This is a genomic window from Pseudoxanthomonas sp. CCNWLY206-1, assembly GCF_039710385.1.
GTDB lineage: Bacteria > Pseudomonadota > Gammaproteobacteria > Xanthomonadales > Xanthomonadaceae > Pseudoxanthomonas_A.
In genome coordinates this window covers 318,008-339,229 of sequence record NZ_JBDKXI010000003.1, presented here as the reverse complement: position 1 = coordinate 339,229, position 21,222 = coordinate 318,008, and the positions used below count along the sequence as shown (strand labels likewise).

General features: G+C 62.2%; 20 protein-coding genes. 11 read left to right on the top strand and 9 right to left on the bottom strand.

The window, feature by feature from the left end; all coding sequences use genetic code 11:
• Position 1 precedes the first annotated feature (1 nt).
• Positions 2 to 439: a FosX/FosE/FosI family fosfomycin resistance hydrolase gene (gene fosX, locus AADW18_RS09170; RefSeq protein WP_337343067.1), complete on the top strand. Its 438-nt coding sequence runs from the start codon at positions 2 to 4 to the stop codon at positions 437 to 439.
• A 14-nt stretch (positions 440 to 453) separates the two neighbouring features.
• On the top strand, positions 454 to 1,317 hold the full coding sequence (locus AADW18_RS09165) for a ferritin-like domain-containing protein (RefSeq protein ID WP_337343066.1): 864 nt from the start codon (positions 454 to 456) through the stop codon (positions 1,315 to 1,317).
• A gap of 101 nt (positions 1,318 to 1,418) precedes the next feature.
• Here AADW18_RS09165 and lpxH read toward each other — a convergent pair whose 3' ends face one another.
• A complete protein-coding gene (lpxH, locus tag AADW18_RS09160; protein ID WP_337343065.1) occupies positions 1,419 to 2,156 on the bottom strand; it encodes a UDP-2,3-diacylglucosamine diphosphatase in 738 nt (245 codons plus the stop codon).
• Positions 2,157 to 2,431: 275 nt separating this feature from the next.
• On the opposite strand from lpxH, the gene gltX reads away from it, so the two are divergent.
• Positions 2,432 to 3,838: a glutamate--tRNA ligase gene (gene gltX, locus AADW18_RS09155; protein ID WP_337343064.1), complete on the top strand. Its 1,407-nt coding sequence runs from the start codon at positions 2,432 to 2,434 to the stop codon at positions 3,836 to 3,838.
• Between the two features lie 30 nt (positions 3,839 to 3,868).
• Positions 3,869 to 4,357 (top strand): Fur family transcriptional regulator, encoded by a 489-nt coding sequence (locus AADW18_RS09150; RefSeq protein WP_337343063.1) that lies wholly within the window; start codon positions 3,869 to 3,871, stop codon positions 4,355 to 4,357.
• A gap of 58 nt (positions 4,358 to 4,415) precedes the next feature.
• On the opposite strand, the gene AADW18_RS09145 is transcribed toward AADW18_RS09150, so the two are convergent.
• From AADW18_RS09145 to AADW18_RS09135, 3 genes are all read right to left on the bottom strand, one after another.
• Complete coding sequence (locus tag AADW18_RS09145) at positions 4,416 to 5,645, bottom strand: MFS transporter (protein WP_337343062.1); 1,230 nt, start codon at positions 5,643 to 5,645, stop codon at positions 4,416 to 4,418.
• Positions 5,642 to 6,082 (bottom strand): MarR family winged helix-turn-helix transcriptional regulator, encoded by a 441-nt coding sequence (locus tag AADW18_RS09140; protein WP_337343061.1) that lies wholly within the window; start codon positions 6,080 to 6,082, stop codon positions 5,642 to 5,644. Before AADW18_RS09140 ends, AADW18_RS09145 begins: the two co-directional genes overlap by 4 nt.
• A gap of 231 nt (positions 6,083 to 6,313) precedes the next feature.
• Positions 6,314 to 8,371, bottom strand: a complete 2,058-nt coding sequence (locus AADW18_RS09135; protein ID WP_337343060.1) for a TonB-dependent receptor — start codon at positions 8,369 to 8,371, stop codon at positions 6,314 to 6,316.
• A 92-nt stretch (positions 8,372 to 8,463) separates the two neighbouring features.
• Between AADW18_RS09135 and AADW18_RS09130 the strand changes: the two genes are divergently transcribed.
• Together AADW18_RS09130 and AADW18_RS09125 are read left to right on the top strand one after the other, a co-directional pair.
• Positions 8,464 to 8,871 (top strand): MerC domain-containing protein, encoded by a 408-nt coding sequence (locus AADW18_RS09130; RefSeq protein ID WP_337343303.1) that lies wholly within the window; start codon positions 8,464 to 8,466, stop codon positions 8,869 to 8,871.
• A 195-nt stretch (positions 8,872 to 9,066) separates the two neighbouring features.
• Positions 9,067 to 9,246 carry a 30S ribosomal protein THX gene (locus AADW18_RS09125; RefSeq protein ID WP_337343059.1) on the top strand — a complete coding sequence of 60 codons (180 nt, stop codon included), beginning with the start codon at positions 9,067 to 9,069 and terminating at the stop codon, positions 9,244 to 9,246.
• A gap of 210 nt (positions 9,247 to 9,456) precedes the next feature.
• Here the strand turns inward: AADW18_RS09125 and hutI are convergent, their stop codons facing one another.
• Positions 9,457 to 10,701, bottom strand: a complete 1,245-nt coding sequence (gene hutI / locus AADW18_RS09120; RefSeq protein ID WP_337343058.1) for an imidazolonepropionase — start codon at positions 10,699 to 10,701, stop codon at positions 9,457 to 9,459.
• A gap of 85 nt (positions 10,702 to 10,786) precedes the next feature.
• Here hutI and AADW18_RS09115 point away from each other — a divergent pair, with 85 nt between their 5' ends.
• The gene (locus AADW18_RS09115) at positions 10,787 to 12,061 is read left to right on the top strand and encodes a formimidoylglutamate deiminase (protein WP_337343057.1); all 1,275 of its coding nucleotides are present in this window, start codon (positions 10,787 to 10,789) and stop codon (positions 12,059 to 12,061) included.
• Positions 12,062 to 12,163: 102 nt separating this feature from the next.
• On the opposite strand, the gene AADW18_RS09110 is transcribed toward AADW18_RS09115, so the two are convergent.
• The 3 genes from AADW18_RS09110 to AADW18_RS09100 all read right to left on the bottom strand — a co-directional run bounded on the left by AADW18_RS09110 (position 12,164) and on the right by AADW18_RS09100 (position 15,602).
• Complete coding sequence (locus AADW18_RS09110; protein ID WP_337343056.1) at positions 12,164 to 12,661, bottom strand: methylated-DNA--[protein]-cysteine S-methyltransferase; 498 nt, start codon at positions 12,659 to 12,661, stop codon at positions 12,164 to 12,166.
• A 123-nt stretch (positions 12,662 to 12,784) separates the two neighbouring features.
• Positions 12,785 to 14,308, bottom strand: a complete 1,524-nt coding sequence (locus AADW18_RS09105; RefSeq protein ID WP_337343055.1) for an AlkA N-terminal domain-containing protein — start codon at positions 14,306 to 14,308, stop codon at positions 12,785 to 12,787.
• Positions 14,309 to 14,357: 49 nt separating this feature from the next.
• On the bottom strand, positions 14,358 to 15,602 hold the full coding sequence (locus AADW18_RS09100; RefSeq protein ID WP_337343054.1) for an ectonucleotide pyrophosphatase/phosphodiesterase: 1,245 nt from the start codon (positions 15,600 to 15,602) through the stop codon (positions 14,358 to 14,360).
• 250 nt (positions 15,603 to 15,852) lie between these two features.
• Here AADW18_RS09100 and AADW18_RS09095 point away from each other — a divergent pair, with 250 nt between their 5' ends.
• Both AADW18_RS09095 and AADW18_RS09090 read left to right on the top strand, forming a co-directional pair.
• Complete coding sequence (locus tag AADW18_RS09095) at positions 15,853 to 16,389, top strand: nuclear transport factor 2 family protein (RefSeq protein WP_337343053.1); 537 nt, start codon at positions 15,853 to 15,855, stop codon at positions 16,387 to 16,389.
• A 182-nt stretch (positions 16,390 to 16,571) separates the two neighbouring features.
• Positions 16,572 to 16,928: a hypothetical protein gene (locus AADW18_RS09090; RefSeq protein ID WP_337343052.1), complete on the top strand. Its 357-nt coding sequence runs from the start codon at positions 16,572 to 16,574 to the stop codon at positions 16,926 to 16,928.
• A gap of 95 nt (positions 16,929 to 17,023) precedes the next feature.
• Here AADW18_RS09090 and AADW18_RS09085 read toward each other — a convergent pair whose 3' ends face one another.
• Positions 17,024 to 17,764, bottom strand: a complete 741-nt coding sequence (locus AADW18_RS09085; RefSeq protein ID WP_337343051.1) for a ThuA domain-containing protein — start codon at positions 17,762 to 17,764, stop codon at positions 17,024 to 17,026.
• Positions 17,765 to 17,834: 70 nt separating this feature from the next.
• Here AADW18_RS09085 and hutU point away from each other — a divergent pair, with 70 nt between their 5' ends.
• Complete coding sequence (hutU, locus tag AADW18_RS09080) at positions 17,835 to 19,505, top strand: urocanate hydratase (RefSeq protein ID WP_337343050.1); 1,671 nt, start codon at positions 17,835 to 17,837, stop codon at positions 19,503 to 19,505.
• Positions 19,463 to 21,034 carry a hypothetical protein gene (locus AADW18_RS09075; protein WP_337343049.1) on the top strand — a complete coding sequence of 524 codons (1,572 nt, stop codon included), beginning with the start codon at positions 19,463 to 19,465 and terminating at the stop codon, positions 21,032 to 21,034. The genes hutU and AADW18_RS09075 overlap by 43 nt, the downstream gene beginning before the upstream one ends.
• The last annotated feature ends 188 nt before the right edge of the window (positions 21,035 to 21,222 follow it).

Below are 21,222 nucleotides of genomic sequence, written 5' to 3'. Positions count from 1 at the left end.
AATGCTGGGCATCAGCCACATCACCTTTATCGTGCGCGATCTGGAGCGCATGGCGGTGCTGTTGTGCCAAGGCCTGGGAGCGCGGGAGGTCTACGACAGCGGCACTCGCCCACACTCGGTTTCACCAGAAAAATTTTTTGTGCTGGGCGGAACCTGGGTTGCCGCGATGCAGGGAGAACCTCCCACGGAAAGGTCCTACCAGCATGTCGCCTTCTCGGTGCAGGAAGCGGAACTGCCGGACTATCTGGCCAAACTGTCCGCGCTTGGGGTGGAAATACGGCAGCCGCGTAGCCGCATCGAAGGCGAAGGGCAGTCGGTTTACTTTTATGACTTCGACAATCATCTGTTCGAGCTGCATACCGGCACGCTGGAACAGCGCCTGGCTGCTTACCGCACGGCGGATGCGCTTGAAGTCCGCACAACCGTGGCCTCGGCCTGAGTAGCGTGTGAGCGATGCGACCCGTTGCTACCAAGACTGAAGTCCTTATTCCCGGTATCACGACCACCGGTCAGCGGCCGAATCTGTTCGATGCGGCGCGCAGCTGTCTGGACGCGGCCTCGATCGACGATAAGGTTGCGCTGACGCAGGCGTATGCAGCCGAGTTCGCTAACACTAGCCTGGCGGTACCAGAAGACGCACCGCCGCCACAGCCTATTGGTATGCCAGGTCGCCCTTCACGGCCGATCCTGGTTCACCCTCGCGAACTGCCGCGTCGAGGTCTGGGCAGCCAGGAGGGCAGGGCGGCTTTCATCCATGCCATCGCGCATATCGAGCTCAATGCGATAGATCTGGCCTGGGACGCGGTCTACCGGTTTCGCGGGTTACCCGCCGCGTTCTATGTCGATTGGGTCGGTGTCGCCCATGACGAATCCCGTCACTTCGTCTTGTTGCGTGATCGTTTGCGTGAGCTGGGTTTCGACTACGGCGATTTCGATGCGCACAATGGTTTGTGGGAAATGACCGAGAAAACCGCGCACGATGGTTTGGCGCGAATGGCGCTGGTGCCGCGTGTGCTGGAAGCGCGCGGTCTGGACGTGACGCCGGGCATGATCATCAAGCTGCGCGCGCTGGGCGACGACGCCACCGCCGATATTCTTGAACTCATCCTGCGCGAGGAAATCGCGCACGTCGCCGCCGGATCGCGCTGGTTCCGCTGGTATTGCGAACGCGCCGGCGTGGAGCCGCGCGCGCGCTTCCGCGAACTGCTGAAGGAATACGCCGGCGGCTATTTGCACGGACCGTTCAATCTGGAAGCGCGGTTGGCGGCCGGCTTCGATGAGGATGAGTTGGCGGCGCTGCAGTCCGGGGCCCATTAAACCTGTAGGAGCGCCGTCTCGGCGCGAGCTTTTCGCCGTTCCTCGCGATCTGTCAGAAAGAGCTCGCGTCGAGACGACGCTCCTGCAAGGATCGGAAAGAACTACAAGTTCTCCAGCGTCATTCCATTCGGTTCCACCCGCAACACTGACCCCTGCTCATACCAATCGCCCAGTACGATTCGTTTGCAAGCGCGGTCGCCAACGCTCAGGTCGTGAATCGCCGGGCGATGGGTGTGTCCGTGTATCAGAGTATCGATGCCGTAGCGTGCAAACAGCGCGTCCACCGACATGGGCGCCACATCGGTCACCGTTTCGAACTGCGCCCTGTCCTCTTGCTTCATGCCTTGCTGGCGCGCTTGGCTGGCCGCACGAGCCTGAGCGGCGAATGCGAGCCGCGCCGCCAGTGGCTGTGAGAGAAACTGCTGCTGCCAATCGGGATTGCGCGTCTGCGCGCGGAAAGCCTGATAGGCAGTGTCATCAGTGCATAGTAGATCTCCATGCATGAGCACCACCGGCTTTCCGTACAGCATCACGACCGCGGGGTCAGGCAGGATCCGCATGCCGGAACGCTGAGCAAACGCGTCACCAACCAGGAAATCGCGATTGCCGCGGATGAAATACACCGGCACGCCCGAGCTCACTACTTCCCGGATTCGGTCGGCCACGTAAGCACCGGTTTCCGATGGATCATCGTCGCCCACCCAGGCTTCGAACAGATCGCCCAGGATGTACAGCGCATCCGCTTGGCGCGCTTCCCGGTGCATGAACGCGCCGAATAGTTCAGTGATGGCCGGCCGTTCGGCATCCAGGTGCAGGTCGGAGATGAAGAGTGTCGTCATGGGGGAATGATAAGCGGGAAGTGAGAGGCGACAAGCAAGGGATTGGGACGCGGGGAGGTAGCGAAGTGGGGAAGTGGGGAAGTGGGCAGCTTTTTCTCCCCCGTTGTGAAAAGGGGGATTAAGGGGAATTTGCTTTTGCTCTTTGGAAGCAACAGCAAAAGCGAATCCCCCGTAGCCCCTTTTTTAAGAACGGGCAAAAGCGAAATGCTTTTCCCGCCCACCGCTCATCCACCAACAAGGTAAAATCGCGCTATTCAGCAATTCCGGATCATTCCATGACCTGCCGCACCCGTTTCGCTCCCAGTCCCACCGGTTATCTGCACATCGGCGGCGCCCGCACGGCGTTGTACTGCTGGCTGGAGGCGCGTCACCGCGGCGGGAAGTTCATCCTGCGTATCGAGGACACCGACCGCGAGCGCAGCACCCAGGCGGCCATCGACGCCATTCTGGAGGCCATGGAATGGCTGGGCCTGGACTACGACGAAGGCCCGATCTACCAGACCCAGCGTGTCGACCGTTACCGCGAGGTGGCCGAACAGCTGATCGCCGCCGGCAAGGCCTATTACGCCTACGAAACCAAGGAAGAGTTGGAAGCCATGCGCGAAGCGGCGATGGCGGCCAATCTCAAGCCCCGTTACGACGGTCGTGCGCGCGAACTGAATCTGCCGTACCGCGATGATCCAAACCGGGTGATCCGTTTCAAGAATCCCACCGAAGGCAGCGTGGTGTTCGAAGATCGCATCAAGGGCCGTATCGAGATCAGCAACGGCGAGCTGGACGACATGGTCATCTTCCGTCCTGATGGCTTTCCCACTTACAACTTCGCGGTAGTGGTGGACGATCTGGACATGGGCATCACCGATGTCATTCGCGGCGACGACCACATCAACAACACACCGCGCCAGATCAATATCTATAAAGCGCTCGGTGCGACGGTGCCGCTGTTCGCGCATATGCCGATGATCCTGGATGAGCAGGGCGCCAAGTTGTCCAAGCGCACCGGCGCGGCCGACGTCATGCAGTACAAGGATGCGGGTTACCTGCCGCATGCGCTGATCAACTATCTGGCGCGCCTGGGTTGGTCGCATGGCGACCAGGAAATCTTCAGCCGCCTGGAACTGATCGACCTGTTCTCGGTGGAAGACGTCAATTCCAAGGCCGCGCGCCTGGATATGGCCAAGCTGGGCTGGCTGAACCAGCATTACTTCAAGACCGACGATCCGGCCAGCATCGCACCGCAGCTGGAATATCAGCTGCGCAAGTTGGGGCTGGATCCGGCGCAAGGGCCGCAGCCGGCCGAGGTCGTGGTGGCTCTGCGTGACCGCGTGCAGACGCTGAAGGAAATGGCCGAGCGCGCAGTGGTCTGGTATCAACCATTGGAAAATTACGATGAAGCCGCGGTGGCCAAGCATCTGACGGCTGCCGCGCAGGCACCGTTGTCCAAGGCTCAAGAACTGCTCGCCCAGGCAGCGGATTGGAGCGTTGAATCGGTATCCGCCGCGCTGCACGCGGCTGCCGAGCAACTGGGTATCGGCATGGGCAAAGTGGCGCAACCGCTGCGTGTGGCCATCACCGGTACCCAGGTCAGCCCGGATATTTCCCAAACGGTGTACCTGGCCGGCCGCGAAGAGGCCTTGAAACGCATCGGCGCAGCGCTTATCAAGTTACCTGAGCCCGCCTAACAGGCCCAATAGCATTAACAGGCCCTAGCCATGTCCCGTCCCAAGCACGCTTGCACCGACCCCAAGCACCACGTCAGCGACGCCAAGAGCTTCGTGAAGGCGGTGGAGCGCGCGTCCCAGGAGCGCGGTCTGAGGCTCACGCCGATCCGCGCCCGCGTGCTGGAGCTGATCGCCGAGGCGGGCAAGCCGGTGAAAGCCTACGAGCTGCTGGAATGGGTGCGCAGCAAGAAAGGCGTGGGCGCCGACGCGCCGCCCACGGTCTACCGTGCGCTGGACTTCCTGATGGCCAATGGCTTCGTGCACAAGCTGGAATCGGTCAACGCGTTCGTCGCCTGCCATCATCCCAACAGCGCACAGCATTCGGTACCGTTCCTGATCTGCGACCGCTGCCATAGCGCTGTGGAGCTGGAAGACCGCGAAGTAGTGGACCAGCTGGAAAAGCGAGCCAAGGCGCTAGGTTTCCAACCGCAGGCGCAAACCCTGGAAGTGCACGGCCTCTGCGCGCGCTGCGCGGCGTGATTAGCCGCTGTTGTGGGAGTGATGCCGGCATGCCGGCACCACTCCCACAGTCGCTACTTCAAGCAGCTGTCAGCGCCAACTTCGGCGACTTCTCGCGGATCGGCAGATTGGCGGCAGCAGCCAGCAATGCCAGCACCATGTCCGCGTACCACATCCAGCTGTAGTCGCCGAACTTCTCCAGCGCCACGCCGCCCAGCCAGGCACCGAAGAAACCGCCCAGTTGGTGCGATAGCAACGTTAGCCCGAACAGTGTTCCCAGGTAGCGTGGCCCGAACAGCTTGCCGACCAGTCCGGCTGTCGGTGGCACGGTGGCCAGCCAGGTGAAACCCAGCGCCGCCGCAAAGATGTAGAAAGTAACCGGTGTGGGCGGCGACAGCAGATATATCCCGATCATCACGGCGCGGCTGGCGTACATCGCCGCAAGGATCCACTTCATCCGCATGCGTTGTCCCAATGCACCGGCCACCAGGCTTCCGGCGACATTGAACAGGCCGATCAGCGCAATCGATGCGGCTGAAACGCTGGCTGGCAAGCCGCACAGCGCGATTTCGCCAGGCAGATGCGTGACCAGGAATGCGATGTGCACGCCGCAGGTGAAGAAGCCGATGTGCAGCATCCAATAGCTGCGGTCGCGGAGCGCAACGCGCAGCTGTTCGCGCAGAGTGAGTTCTCCGACCGCCGTTGCGCCTGCAGTGGCACCTTTGGAAGCGGTGTCGACTTTACGCCGCAATGGCCACGCCAGTGGAATCGCCAGAAGCGATGCTACCGCCAAGCCATACATCGCGGTTGCCCAACCCGCCACGCTGATCATCAGCTGTACCAGCGGCGCAAAGACGAACTGACCCAACGAACCACCCGCATTGATGAAACCCGCCGCGAACGAGCGCTTTTCCGGCGTCAGCTGTTGCGCCGTCGCGCCGATCAGGATGGAAAAACTGCCCGCGCCTGCACCCGCCGCCGTCAGCAAGCCCAGAGTGAACATCAATCCCAGTTGCGATGTCATCAGCGGCGTCAGTGCCAAACCAATGGCCAATAGAGCGCCGCCGAACACAAGCACTCCGGTGGAGCCGCGCTTGTCCGCGATCGCACCGAATACCGGCTGCACCGCGCCCCAGGTGAACTGGCCTATCGCCAGCGCAAAACTGATGGCCGCTATGCCGATTCCGGTGCTTTGGTGAATCGGTGCGACGAACAGGCCAGTCGTCTGGCGCGCGCCCATGGTGATCATCAGCATGGCGGAGGCCGCGAGCAGCAATGGCCAGGGCGTACGGGGGGAGGCGATGTTCATGCAGCTTCTCCAGTATGCGGACGCAACCGCTCGGTGAGGGTGTCCAGTTCGATGTGCAGGCGCGCGACCGCATCCGCTCCGAACGTGGTATCGATCAAGTGTTGCGCGCGCTGCCAATGCGGCACGGCCACTTTCAGCCGAGCGTGGCCGGCATCGCTGAGAGCGATCAGGCGTTGCCGGGCGTCTTTGCCACGCGCCTCGCTGAGCAGGCCGGAGTCCAGCAATGGTTTGAGGTTGCGGCTGAGCGTGGTGCGATCCATGCCAAGTTCTTCGGCCAGTTCGCCCAGCATGCGGGGGCCGCGCTGGGTGCGTCGCAGAATGGAGTATTGATTGAGGCTCAGATCTACCACGGCCAATTCATGGTCGTAGATCTGGGTCACCCGGCGGGTGGCCCGGCGCAGGTGGAAGCAGGTGCAGGGGCTGAGCGCGGTGGACATGATGGGGCGGCCGGACAGCGGTTTGGAGCGGATTATGTGTATATGCACCTAATAGGTCAATAGAAGGGCGGCTGCCGGTGGGCAGCCGCCTTGGTGGTGAGCTATGGAAAGCGCTTAGGTAGAGCGGAGCTTGCTCCGCCGTTCCTGGCTCTGCGTATCGAAGAGCAGCCGAGCAAGCTCGGCTCTACGAGGGGCGCAGCTTGGCTCTACTGGTAGCGAGGGGTCATTGCCTCAGAAAAACAGCCGCACGCCGAACGACAGGCTGCGGTCCGGCAGCACCACGGTGTCCTTCAGGAATGATGTGTGTACGCGCGCTTCCTGGCCGGTCAGATTGCTGCCATCCAGGAACACTTCCCATGCCGCGGTGTCATTCACGTCGCGGTGATAGGCCACGTGCGCATCCACCAGCGTGTAGCCATCGGTAGGTGTCTCGTTTGCCGCCACTTTGTCCTGCTTGTTGTAGCGGGTGGCACCCAGCGAAGCACGCCAACCGGCGGCTTCCCAGCGCAGCTGCGCGCCCAGGCGCGACGGCGCGATGCGCGGCAGGTTGCCGCCGCCTTCAGCCAAACGTCCACGCACCGTATCGCCGAACATGCGCAGGTCCCATACCCCGGTTTCGTTGTCGGCCAAATGGAAAGTCGCTTCACCTTCGAAACCGTGGAAGCGGGCGTCAGCCTGCGTCCATTGGCGGATCGGAAGTTCTTCGTCTTCTTCCTCGAAATACCAGGTGTCCCCGGTATCGGCCAGGTAGATGAAATCGTTGAAGCGGTTGTAATAGGCAGCGACCTTGGCGTCCACCAGCGCGGACTGGAATTGCAAGCCGATTTCGAATTGGTTGGCGGCTTCCTTGTCCAGGTCGGGATTGCCGATTTCATACGCCAGCGTCGCCAAGTGCGGACCGTCGGAGAACAATTCTTCTTCCGCCGGTGCACGCTCCGCATGGTCCAGGTTGGCAGTCACGCGCCATTGTTCGTTCAAGCGCCAGCCGCCTGCCACCGAAAGGCTAAGCGGGTTGAAATCGCGTGCGGGGCCATTCGCCGGATCGGTCTTGACCTGGTCGATGCGTGCGCCCAGGTCCAGCTGCAAGGCTTCCCAATTCTTGCGGGCCACGCCGAACACGCCCAGCGAGCGAGTCTTGGTTTCCGGCACGAAAGCTTCTTCGCCGATCGCCTTGAACGTGGTGTCGCTGCCCTGCACGCCGGCGGCGCCTTTCCAGCCAGTGCCCCAGGCGAACGCCGCTTCCACGCGGCCTTCGTTGGCGTTCTTCTCGAAGACAGTGCCTTGTTCCTCGCCTTCGAATTCGATGTGGTTGTAGTCCGTGTGGCCAAAGCTGAAGCGCAGGCTGCTGCCTTCGCCCCAGGGATCGGTCAGACCGCCTTTCAGGTCGTAGCGGTTCTGGCGCATCTTTAGCCATACGCCGCGTTCGCCCGCAGCCAGGTCGCCAGGTTCGCCAGGGTTGCCGTAGTCGTTCTCGTAGCGCGATGCCGATGCGCCCACGAAACCCCAGTCACCCAACAACGAGCCGCCCACCGCACCGGTCTTGGTGTCGATGAAAGTGTTGGCTTGTTTGCCACCGTTGGGAATGTCGTAATCCTTGTTGTTGCGATACACGCCATCGGCATGCAGCGCGAATTTATCGTTGCCGCCGTCGACTCGGAACATATCGGTGTTGCCGTCGTTGACGGTGTCGAAGCGCATTTCCGCGCGCCCGCTGAAACCGCCTTCAATAGCGGTTTCCGGGATACGCCCGTCCACCACGTTGACGATGCCGCCGATGGCGCCGCTGCCGTAAAGCAGGGTGGAAGGACCCTTCAGGACTTCGATCTGATCGGCCAGGAAAGGTTCGACGGCGGGCGAGTGATCCTGGCTGACGGTCGATACGTCTTCGCTGGCCATGCCGTTGCTCAACACTTCCACGCGCGGGCCATCCAGGCCGCGCAAGATGGGGCGGCCCACGCCGGGACCGAAATTGGAACTCTGCACACCCGGCAGGCTGGAGATGGTTTCACCCAGGCTGGCGGCGCGGTTTTCATCCAGGCGTTCGCCGGTCAGGATCTCGGCAGGTTTGCTCAGCGCCTCGGCGGTATCGCGGAGCGGACTGGCCGTGACCACCACCGCATTCAGGTCCTTGACGTGCCGGTCGGTTGTATCGGTGGGATGCCGGTTGTCCGTTGGCGGGTTGGCGGCATCGGCACCGGCGTCGACAGGCGAAGCGAGTGCCAGCACGGGGGAGAGAGCCAGGCCAAGGGCGAGGGCAAGGCGAGTACGGGAGTAGTGCGGTCCAGGCATTCGGAGATCCAGCCGGTAGGGAAGGGGGTTGACGGATGTTATAATATACCAATCTAGGAACTTCCCTCCCCCGGAAGTCATACTTGTCGCTTATGAAATCGCATCTCAACAGCTTGCTCGACCGCTTCGGCGCCACCGGCTCCATCGTTTGCGCCCTGCATTGCGCGCTCACGCCGTTGCTGCTGGCGGCGATTCCGTCGCTGGGCCTGTCGGTCTGGCTGGGCGACAGCTTCGAGCGCGGGTTCGTCACGTTCGTCACGGTGCTGGGGCTTTTCAGCATGATCTGGGGCTATCGCCGGCACCGGGTTTTCCGTGCCTTGGGCATGCTGCTGTTCGGTTTGGCGGCACTCTGGGCGGGCGTACTGTACGCACCGCTGCATCAGGCATTGGTCCCGCACGCTATCGTGATGACTATCGGCGGCACGCTGGTCGGGCTGGCGCACTTGGTGAACCTGCGGCTGAACCACTGGCATATCCACGACGCCAGCTGCGCGCACTAACCGCAAGCATTCCTCACGCTGCGGCAGGCGAACAAAGGTTTTCAGCCATGGCCGGCGGCCTTTAGCCCGTAGCTAAAGGCTTTCAGGCCGCGCTGTGATAGGCTTTCCGCCTTCGCGCAGGGCGCTGGCGAGCGAAAAACTTCGCAAGCGCCGCAGAACCTGGCGGACTTAATTCATCAATTCAGGAGAACGACAATGGGCAAAGGCGACCGCAAAACCGCCAAGGGCAAGCGCTACGTATCCAGCTACGGCAATGCGCGCAAGCATGTGGTGGCGAAGGCAGGCGTGGGTGCCACGGCTACCGCCGCCAAGAAGGCCGTCGTGAAGGCACCGGCCAAGAAGGCCGTGGCCAAGAAGGCTGCTGCCAAGGGCTGAGCCTTTCGCCGCGCCGGCCGTCGGGCCTGCCATCGCAAAACCCCGGCCTATGCCGGGGTTTTTGTTTGTAGGCTAAAAATCACCTTCGTCGTCCCGGCGAAGGCCGAGACCCAGTGTTTTACGCTTCAGATGGCAGAAGTCGCTAGATCCCGGTCTGCGCCGGGACGGCGGGATATTACTGAACCGAGAAACCCTCGGCGCCGGAACGCTCTAGTGCGACGTAACATCAACGCGCTTGCCGGCGGCATAGACGCCAGCCACCAGATTACCGCCCAGCCAATACGCAAGCTGCGCTGGCTGAGTGATCTTCCAGCGAACGAAATCGGCGCGTCGTCCTTGCTGCAATACACCGCGATCGGCCAGCGCCAGCGCGCGCGCGGCGTGCACCGTCGCGCCACGCAATGCTTCCTCAGGAGTCAGCCGAAAATGCGTGCACGCCAGCGACATGGCCAGTCGCAGCGATTGCAGCGGCGCGGTGCCGGGGTTGCAGTCGGTGGCAAGCGCCATAGAGACGTTGTGTTTACGGAAACCATCCAACGGCGGCAATTTAGTTTCCCGCAACACATGGAACGCGCCGGGCAGCAACACCGCGACGACACCTGCTTCCGCCATTGCGGCAACACCGGATTCCGAAGTGTATTCGACGTGATCAGCGGATAATCCGCCGAATTCCGCCACCAAAGCCGCACCCGCGCTGTCGCTCAACTGATCGGCGTGCAGCTTGATCGGCAGGCCCAGACCGCGTGCGGTTTCGAAGACGCGCCGTGTTTGTTCGGGAGAAAAACCGATGCGTTCGCAGAAAGCATCAACCGCATCCACCAGGCCTTCCGCATGGAGTTGCGGCAGCCACTGGCAGACTGCGGCGATGTAGTCGTCGGGGCGGCCGGCGAATTCGGGTGGCAGTGCGTGCGCCCCCAGGAACGTCGTTGTGACGGTGATATCCAGCGCTTGGCCGACACGCCGCGCCACCCGCAGCATCTTGCGTTCGTTTTCCAGATCCAGGCCGTAACCGGATTTGATTTCCAGCGTGGTCACGCCATCGGCCACCAACGCGTGCGCGCGCGGAAGCGATTGCGCGAACAGGTCGTCTTCGCTGGCTGCTCGAGTGGCACGCACCGTAGACACGATGCCGCCACCGGCTTGGGCGATGTCTTCGTAGCTGGCGCCTTGCAGGCGCTGCTCGAACTCGCCCGCGCGGTCGCCGGCAAAGACGGTGTGGGTATGGCAGTCGATCAACCCGGGCGTCAGCCATTCGCCATCGGCTTGCACTACTTCGTGCGCCAATGCTGCAGGCTCCTCGGGCAGATCGGCCGCACGGCCGACAAACTGCAATTCGCCGTCGCGCCAGCCCAAGGCGCCGTTTTCGATAACGCCATAGCCGCTATCGTCCGCCAGCGTCGCCAAATGCGCGCCGATGATCAGGCCATCCCATCGTGGGTCGGTTTGATTGGTCATGGCCAGATTCTAGACGGATGCCGTGGCGGACGGATGCGCCCAAGGGCCATCGCGTTCCCATCGCAGGCAGGCGAGAATGCCGGCCATGAACAATTTCTCCGCCAAGCCTGACATCGAAAGCAGGGCCGAATCGTTCCGGTCCAGCCGCGTTTACGCCGTTCCGGGTGTTCCCAACCTGCACTCGCATGCCTTCCAGCGCGCCATGGCCGGCTTGGCGGAACGACAGACCCATCCGGAAGACAGCTTCTGGACGTGGCGCGAGACCATGTACCGGTTCGCGGCAAGGATGACGCCGGAAAGCGTGCATGCCGTAGCGACGCAGTTGTATGTCGAGATGCTGGAGGCGGGCTACACCAGTGTCTGTGAATTCCACTATCTGCATCACGCACCGGACGGAAAACCCTATGCGGATCCCGCCGCGATGTCGCGGGCTCTCATTGCCGCGGCGCGCGACACCGGCATTCGCCTGACGCTGTTGCCAGTGTTGTACATGGCGGGAGGTTTCGATGGCCGCCCATTATCGGAACGTCAGCGCCGCTTCGGCCATGACGTCGAAGCATTTCTTCGCCTGATCGAAGGACTCACTCCGGAACAGAACGATGGTGTGCGACTCGGCTGCGCGTTCCATAGCCTGCGCGCCGTGCCCGAGGCCGCGATGCGTGAGGTGTTGTCGTCATTGCCTCGGGATTTCCCCTTGCATATCCACATCGCCGAACAGATCGGCGAAGTGCAGGACTGCCTGGCGATACGCGGCGCGAGGCCTGTCGAATGGCTTCTACACAATCTCGACATCGATGCGCGCTGGACGCTGGTGCACGCCACGCATCTCACCGATCAGGAAGTACGGGGCATCGCCAAGAGCGGCGCCACGGTGGCTATCTGCCCCACCACCGAGGCCAATTTGGGCGATGGCCTGTTCCCGTTGCGTGCTTACCTGGATGCTGGCGGCGCGTGGGGTATTGGCTCGGATTCGCATATCTCGGTGTCGCCGGTGGAAGAACTACGTTGGCTGGAATACGGCCAGCGCCTGATCACTCGCCGCCGCAACATTGCCGTCAGCGATCGTTCCAACAGCGTTGGGGAGACCTTGTTGCAAGGGGTGATGGACAGTCGAGTCAACGCCACTGGGTTCGGCACCGAAAGCGAAGACTTCGTGATCCTGGACAAGGAAGCGCCGGCGTTCGCCGGAGCAGCGGCGGAAAATGTAGTCGACCGCTGGATATTCAGCGGTAACCAGGCGCTGGTGCGCGAAGTGCACGTCAACGGCAAACAATTGGTTGCCGAAGGGCGGCATCATGATCGCGATGCAGTTGCTGCGCGTTATCGTCAGACGTTGCAGGAATTGTTGGCTGACATCTGACGCGCTTCTCGTAGGAGCGGCGTCCCGCCGCGAGCTCTTTCCCTCAGATCGCGACGAAAGCAAAGAGCTCGCGGCGGGACGCCGCTCCTACAACAAAGGGGATCAGCCAAACAAATCATCACTCGGCAACGCACCTTCCAACTGCAACAAGTACTGCTTGGTCGGTAGGCCACCACCAAAGCCGGTGAGGCTGCCATCGGCACCAATCACGCGATGGCATGGCAGCACGATGGGAATCGGATTGCGTCCATTGGCAGCGCCGACCGCACGTGTCGCCGTGGGTTTGCCGACGCGCCGCGCCATTTCGGAATAGCTGATCGTCTGCCCGTAGGGGATGGCGGCCAGTGTGTGCCACACCTGACGCTGGAATTCAGTGCCTTGCGGTCCCAGCGGCAGGTCAAAATCCCGGCGCGTGCCGGCGAAATACTCGCCCAGCTGCGCAGCCGTGATCTGCAAGACGGCATTGTCGCCTTCCTGCCAATCCGCTCCGCGTGGATACGGGTGGCGCGGTGTATGGAATTCGATCAGGCGAAGCGCGTTGCCGTCGGCAGCCAGTAGCAGCGGGCCGACCGGACTTTCGATGTGCTGGTAAACAATCATGGTCTCAATCTCCATTCCACCTTTACCGTAGGAGCGCCGTCTCGGCGCGAGCTCTTCGCTTCTATCGTGATCTGAGAGGAAGAGCTCGCGGCGGGACGCTGCTCCTACCGCCGACACGACGTCCTACAAAGCATTCGTAGTCTTCGGCGCAGGCATGCTGTCGCGCCACAAGTGGATCACCGCATAGGCGCGCCATGGCCGCCAATCTTCCGCACGCGCGGTCAGTACTTTGGCGGTCATTCGCGTGCCCCCCGCCTTCGCGGGGGCAGGCTGGGTGGGTACGGCTTTCTGCAGTACCAGGTCGTCGGCAGGAAACGCATCCGGATGGCCCAGCGCACGCATCGCGATGTAGTTCGCTGTCCACGGGCCGATACCGGGCAGTGCCACCCAGCGTGCAACGAAATCTTCCAGCATGCGTTCGGCATGAAAATCCACACGGCCGTCCAGCAACGCGCGCGCCACGGTGCGTACCGTTTCCGCGCGGGCCCGCGTCAAGCCGATGGACGTCAGGTCGGCGTCGACCAGCGCGTCGGGTGCAGGGAACAGGTGCGCCAACTCCGCACTGAAAGGTGTCGGCAGTGCCGTGCCGAAATGTTGCGCCAGCCGGGATGTCAGCGTGCGCGCGGCGGCGACACTGACCTGCTGGCCGATGATGGCGCGCACCGCTATCTCAAATCCATCCCAGCCGCTCGGCAGCCGCAGGCCGGGTCGCTTCTTCACTAGCGGGCGCAAGCGCTTATCCGTGGATAATGCAACAGCGATCGCTTGCGGATCCGCATCCAGATCGAACATGCGGCGGATGCGATTGACGATGGTCAGCAGTTGCGCGGGCATCGCGCCATGCAGTTCCAACTTCAATGCATGATCATTCGGTTTGTCGCTCCATTGGCTCACCCGCAGCCAGCCGGGCGCATTGGCTGGGCCGAACACGCGCGCGTAGCTTGTGTCGTCGACGAACTCCACGCCTGGCAACGCGCGGCCGCGCAGAAATTGCAGCATCGCGGTGAAGTCATACGGCGGGCGATACCCTAGGCGCAATGCGATACGTTCTTCCGCGGTCGGCTCGGACCGCTTGCGTAAATCGCGCGGCGCCATTCGGTAAGCCTCGCGGAAGGTAGTGTTGAAGCGGGTCAGGCTGCCGAAGCCTGCAGCCATCGCAACCTGCGTCACCGGCAGTCGCGTTTCGGTCAACAATTGCTTGGCGAACAGCAACCGCCGCGTGCCATGTACGCCAGTCGGACTGGCGCCCAACCGATCATTGAACAGGCGCCGCAGTTGGCGTTCGCCCAGGCCGACTTTGTCCGCCAGTTGCGACAGCGATTGGTCGGCCAATGCGCCTTCATCGATCAGCTTCAGTGCACGCGCCACCGCCGCATCACCGCGACGCCACGCGCCATCACTGGGCGATAGTTCCGGTCGGCAGCGCAAGCAGGGGCGGAAGCCCGCCGCTTCCGCGGCCGCGGCGTTGGGGTAGTAAGTGATGTTGGTGGGTTTCGGCTGCGGTGCTGGACACACCGGTCGGCAGTAGATACGCGTGGTAGTGACGGCGATGAAGAAAAGGCCGTCGAAACGGGCATCGCGGCTGAGCCGCGCCTGTTCGCAGACGCGGAGATCGGGAAGGGTGGCATGGGCGAAGGCGGTGAACATGAGGACAGGCTAGCACCGCTTCCCGGCCCTGACTAACCGTTTTCGGACATCAACGCTGGGCGGCGTTTCCCTCGTTTGAAGCGGGCTTCAGAATGGGCAGCAGTGTCTGCGCATTGCCATCGTTGGGGGCGGGCGAGACGCCCATCAGGCGCGCCAATAACGGATAGACATCGACATTATCGAAGCCCGGAATCGTCATTTTTTTGCGAAATGCCGGACCATGGGCGATGAAGATCGCGCGCATGGACGGCAATGCCGGGTCGTAACCATGTGCGCCGCCGCCCTGCCATCCCATGCTGACCAATTTCTCGTACGTAGCGCGTTTGATCAACAGCCAGCCTTCATCGGCTTGGCAGACGATGGGCGGGATACGTGGGTGCGTGCCGTAATGCCAACGTGCGGGCATGTCCTGTTTGCGCCAGCATTCCACAGCGCCATGTTTGCCCAGCAGTGCTTGTTCGGCCACCGCTTCCTTCCCGGGCTTGGGAACGAAGCCGACCACTTGCCCGGTACTCACTGCACGGGCGTCGTCCGGTGATATCAGGTCTTCGATGACGGCGGTGCGCTGGGGAGAAGTGGCCGTCATCCCATGGTCCGACACAACGATGATGTTGATCTTGTCCCACAATCCGCGCGCTTGCAGGCCTGCCGTCAGTCTGCCGATGCCGGCATCGACCTGGCGCAGCGCCTCGGCGACTTTCGCGGAGTCCGGCCCTGCATCGTGGCCGGCGCCGTCGACGTTTTCGAAGTACAGCGTCACTAACTGCGGTCTTTCCGCCGCAGGCAACGATAGCCACTCCAGTATCTGATCCACCCGCTGGTCGACCGGGATCTTCGTGTCGAACTTGCGCCATTGCCAGGGCCGCACGCCTTGTACCGCCGCTTCCGATCCTGGCCAGAACAACGTGGCGGTACGGACGCCTGCTTTCTCGGCGCTTACCCAGATCGGTTCGCCGCTCCACCAGCGCGCATCGCCCACCGCCTCCCGGTTGCTCAGCGCGAAATCGCCCAGTTGCTCATCCCACATGGTGTTGTTGACGATGCCGTGATGGTCCGGACGCAGGCCGGTCACCAGCGTGTAGTGGTTCGGAAAAGTCAGGGAGGGGTAGGAGGGATTCATCCATTTCGCATGCACACCCTCGCGTGCCAGGCGCGAAAGGTGAGGCGTGATGCCGCGCTGCAGATAATCCGCACGCATGCCATCCAGCGAAATCAGCAGCAATGGAACGGGCGGTGTGTCGGAAACAACAGGGCGCGATGGCGCGGTGGCGCAGGCGCTGAGCAACAGCAGCAATGCGAGCCACGCCGTGCCCCGCGATAGCGCCGAGCCCGTAGCAATGGGGCCGTCGCAAGGGCAGGCGATAGCGAGTAGCCATCTGAAGGCGTTCCGAGACCGAAGCCGATGCACCGCCAGCAGCGAAGTAAGCTCCGCTCCAGGGTCGGGCGAAACGCGAGATCGGAAACAGGTCCTGACGAATGGCAGGTGCATAGGCGGCAGAAAGCGTATCGAATGCGCAAGCTTGGCAGACTCGGGAGAAAATCGCATGACAGAGATTCGCATTAAAGCCGCCTCGCGCTTTTCGCTGCTGCTGTGCGCAGCCATGGCTGTCGTACCCTCGCAGGCCGCGGAATCCGCCGTATCGGATGATGAGCACTGCGCCGTATGGGCCCGCGAACTGAGCTTCGCCCAGTCCGTCGCCGACCACGATGCTGATGCCTTCGCCGAGCACCTGCACCCCAACGCGGTCTTCGGCGTCAGCGATAAACCCACCCGCGGCCGCGATGCCATTACTCAGGAGTGGGCCGGCATAATCGATGGCTCAGCGGTCAAACTGGAGTGGTACCCGGCCATCGTCACCGTGGGCGGCGATGGCACGACGGCGTATTCCAGCGGCCCGGCCCTGTTCAAAGACCCCAAGACCGGCGCCACCTCGCTGACCCGTTTCGGCTCGGTCTGGCAACGCGGTGCGGATGGCGTGTGGCATGTCATCTTCGACGATGGCAGCCGTCCGACGCCGGCCGACGCGGCGGCGGTGAAGGCGTTCCATGAAGGCCGCCGGACGGAGTGCCCGGTGGCCTGATGTGCGGTTTCCTTCTCCCTACGGGGGAAGGTGCCCCGAAGGGGCTGGTGAGACGGGGGCGGGGAGAGTTGATCTGGAGTCCACAACGCCCTCTAAATGCCGGCGACCCCGCACTGCGCTGGGCCCGCCGAATAGGCGTATAAAAAAGCAATCCAGTCGAACCGCCCGCGCCCGAGGCTTCCATGAAACGTCCCGTCCTGCTTGTCTTGCTGTCCGCTCTGGCATTTGCCGCCAGCGCACAATCGACGTCCCCGACGTCCGACGCCGTAGCAGCCCCGGCGGCCGAGACCCAGCAGAACACTGCTGATCAGAGCGCCACTGATCAAAGCACACCCGATCGGAACGCCGAGTCCAAGGCCCGCCCGTTGAGCGACCACAACTGCCTGCGCCAGACCGGCTCCCGCATCATCCCCCGCAATGCCAAGGGCGAGGGCTGTGCCAACGCCACCGGCCGCGCCTACACGCGTGAAGAGCTGGATAGCACCGGTGGCCGGGATCTGGCGCATTCATTGCGCCTGCTGGATCCTGCGATTCAGTAGATGGCCCGAGAAAAGCAAATCGCTCCCACAACTTCTGTATAAAAAATGCCCGGCATGTACCGGGCATTTTGTTGGGTATCGATATGCCTCAGAGCTCAGCAATCACGCGACTTCCCGCTTGCATACTGCAATCCACTAACCAGATGCCGCAAAAACACCGGATCGGCAAACAGCGCCGCATCGTGCCCGAGCCCCGTATACCAGGCAGGGCCTTTCGCTGAGGCATGGCACCACGCGATGGGGTGGTCGTCGCCCATCGTGCCGCCGGTGTAGTCGCTTTCGTCCACCGTGGCGATCACCTGCACGTTTTTGCGCGGATTGTCGCGGTAGTTGTAGATTTCATCGGTGACCTTCCACTCGCGCCCTTGCTCGGCAATGCCGTCGCGGTCGAAAAGCACGCGCGTGGTTTGCAGGCCCGGAGGATGGCTATGGAAATAGGCACCCACCAACCGTGCGTACCAGGGCCAATCGTATTCGGTATCGGACGCCGAATGGACGCCCATGAAGCCGCCGCCGCCGTCCACGAATTCTTCCATCGCTTTTTGTTGCGCCGCATCCAGCACATCGCCGGTAGTGCTGGCGAAGATCACCACGCGGTAGCGCGCCAGGTTCTGCGGTGTGAAGACGGAGGCATCCTCGGTCGCGTCCGCTTGCATGCCCTGCTCCGCGGTGACGCGCTGCAATGCAGCAATCGCGGTGGGAATCGAGTCGTGGCGGAACCCGGCGGTCTTGGTGAATATCAGCACCCGCGGCGGCGCGGCCAACGCCGATCCCGCAAAGGCGCCCATGAAAACGGCCAACAGGCCGCGCGATAAGAAAGTAGAGAGACGGTTCATGGCTGAAGTGTGCCACAGCCGGTGTGAGCCCCTGCAATAATGCAGCATCGACTTCATCAAGATGCCCGCCATGACCGATCCGCGCCACGATTCCACCCGCGTCATCCGCGCCCCACGCGGCACCCAGTTGAGCTGCAAGTCCTGGCTCAGCGAAGCGCCGTACCGGATGATCCAGAACAACCTGGACGCGGAAGTGGCGGAAGACCCGACCTCGCTGGTGGTCTACGGCGGCATCGGCCGTGCCGCGCGTGACTGGGCCTGTTATGACGCCATCCTCGAATCGCTCCGCAACCTGGAAGACAACGAAACGCTGCTGGTGCAATCCGGCAAGCCGGTGGGCGTGTTCCCCACGCATTCCGATGCACCGCGCGTACTGATCGCCAACTCCAACCTGGTGCCGCACTGGGCCACCTGGGAGCACTTCAACGAGCTCGATAAGAAGGGCCTGATGATGTACGGCCAGATGACCGCCGGCAGCTGGATCTACATTGGCAGCCAGGGCATCGTGCAGGGCACCTACGAAACATTCGTGGAAATGGGCCGCCAGCACTACGGCGGCAATCTGGCCGGTCGCTGGATACTCACCGCCGGCCTCGGTGGCATGGGCGGCGCGCAACCGTTGGCCGCATCGCTGGCGGGGGCGTGTTCGCTCAATATCGAATGCCAGCAGTCGCGCATCGACATGCGCCTGCGTACGCGCTATGTGGACGAACAGGCCACCGATCTCGATGACGCGTTGACGCGCATCGATCGGTACACCAAGGCGGGCCAAGCCAAATCCATCGCGCTGCTCGGCAACGCTGCGGAAATCCTGCCGCAACTAGTGCGCATGGGTGTACGCCCGGATGCGATTACCGACCAGACCAGCGCGCACGACCCGGTGCACGGTTATCTGCCAATCGGCTGGACCGTGGAGCAATGGCTGGCCGAGCAGAAAACCAATCCGCAGAAAGTCCGCGACGCCGCCAAGCAATCCATGCGTGTGCACGTCGAAGCGATGCTCGCGTTCGAGAAGCAAGGCATCCCCACCTTCGACTACGGCAACAACATCCGCCAGATGGCGCTGGATGAAGGCTGCAAGAACGCGTTCGACTTCCCGGGCTTCGTACCGGCGTACGTGCGTCCGTTGTTCTGCCGCGGCGTGGGTCCGTTCCGCTGGGTCGCGCTGAGCGGCGACCCGGAAGACATCTACAAGACCGACGCAAAAGTAAAAGAGTTGATTCCCGACGACGCGCACCTGCATCGCTGGCTCGACATGGCCAAGGAGCGCATCAGCTTCCAGGGCCTGCCCGCGCGCATCTGCTGGGTCGGCCTGGGCCTGCGCGACAAGCTGGGCCTCGCCTTCAACGAGATGGTCCGCAACGGTGAACTGAAAGCCCCCGTCGTCATCGGTCGCGATCACCTGGACAGCGGCAGCGTCGCCTCACCCAACCGCGAAACCGAAGCAATGAAGGACGGCAGCGATGCCGTATCCGACTGGCCTCTGCTCAATGCCATGCTCAACGTGGCGGGTGGAGCAACTTGGGTATCGCTGCATCACGGTGGCGGCGTGGGGATGGGGTATTCCCAGCACTCGGGCGTGGTGATTGTTTGCGACGGTACAGCCGAAGCCGATAAGCGCATCGCGCGAGTGTTGTGGAACGATCCGGGAACCGGAGTGATGCGGCATGCGGATGCGGGTTATGAAGTGGCGAAGCAGTGCGCGCGGGAGATGGGGTTGAAGTTGCCGATGGATCGCTGATCGACGCATGGTCGGATGCCGATGGATTTTGGCTGGGAGCTTCATGTCTGAACAGCCGTGTCGCATCGGTTCTCCGTCATCCGAGCGGCGAAGTGAGTGTTGTTGACAGTTGCGCATTGCGGGTCAATCTGGACGTCATTCGACGTAAAAAAGGGGCAGGAATGTCGAATAGAGGGGAGCGGCGGTTACGGTTTTTTCTAAGATTGGTACTGGCAGGTGCCGCAGGGGTGATGATGATTCCGCAGACAGCGCTTGCTGCTGAGGCGGATCAGATTGCCGTTTCTGCTACCGTCCAGAAAGATCTGGATCGCGCCGAACTGCTATTGGATTCCTGGGAAGGGCAAGGAAGCGGGCTTGAAGAGGCGAGAGCGGAGCTTGACCGCGCGATCCGTGTCGCGCCTCGTTCCGCCGAAGCGTATCGGCTATATGCGCGCTACTACATCTCCAGCGGTCATCTCAGAGGCGACTCATTCGAACCAGGGAGCTTGGAGGCGGCAGAAAAAGCACTTGATACCGCCTTGGAGATTGCGCCGGATTACGCGCGCGCCTATGTTTTGCAGGGTCATCTTTATCGGCTGATGGGCAAGCCCTTGCAAGCAAAGGCTGCTTTGCAGAAGGCGGAGCAGTTGGGAACGGACGACCCGTGGCTGCATCTCAACCAGGCCGAGCTGCTGATGCAGGAAGACCGCCAGGATGCCGCGGTGGCGCTCTATAGGAAGGTATTGGCGACCAATGCCAGTCCTCGCACGAACAGTGCGGCACAGTCCGGCTTGATCGCGTACTACAACCGCAACGATAGGCTTGCTGATGCCGATGCCCTATACCGAAAGAAAATCGCGGCCGAACCGACCAGCGCGTGGTCGCATGGGAACTATGCGTCCTTCCTGTTGTGTTGGCGCGACGACGCCGAAAAAGCCATCATCGAGGCGAATAAAGCGCTGAACCTTATGGACTACGGTATGGCGCGGCTGACGCTAGCAGCGGCTTTGTATCGCAAATGGGCCACGCTGGCGCTGGACCGCAACAAGCTGGCCGATGAACCGTTTGCGGCAGCACGGAAGGTGCACCCCTACGGACCGGCCATGGCAATAGAAGAGTTATGCGGAGGCGGTTTGGCTGTGCTTCCTATATTGGAAGCCATGTTGCTGACGGGCGAAGGCGAGCGCATACCCGCCGAGGTAGCGGGGGTGTTAGCCGCTGAGGAGGGAGGCTACCTGCCGGGTGTGTTCGTGATGGAGGTAAAGGCAAGCGGTCGCGATCGCGGCAGGCTATACCTCAATTCAGAAACCGACTACCGCGACGCACGCAACCTGTCGGTGGTAATCACGCCGGACATCGAGGCTGCATTCAAGCGTGAACACGGCAGTGCGCCAGATGAATTCCTGGCAGGTAAGAAAATTGTCGTGCTGGGAGCTGCGAGTCAAGTAAAGATCTATTTCACTGACGGTCGTGGCGTGCCGAGCGATAAGTATTATTATCAAACGCACGTGGTGGCCGCCAAGTCGGCTCACATCCGTCTGTCCGAATGAGTCGCTGTTGACGATATCGGGCATGCGCGCAATCGGAAGCTGCAAGGGCGGCGCATCGCTTGCAGGTGATCGATAGGCGGGATTTACTTGCTCTAGACGCGGGTGCGACCGATGCCGTTTTATTTTCTCGCTACATTGATCGGGGTTAAGTCGCGTCTTTGTAGTGGATCGGTGCGGGATTGCAATGG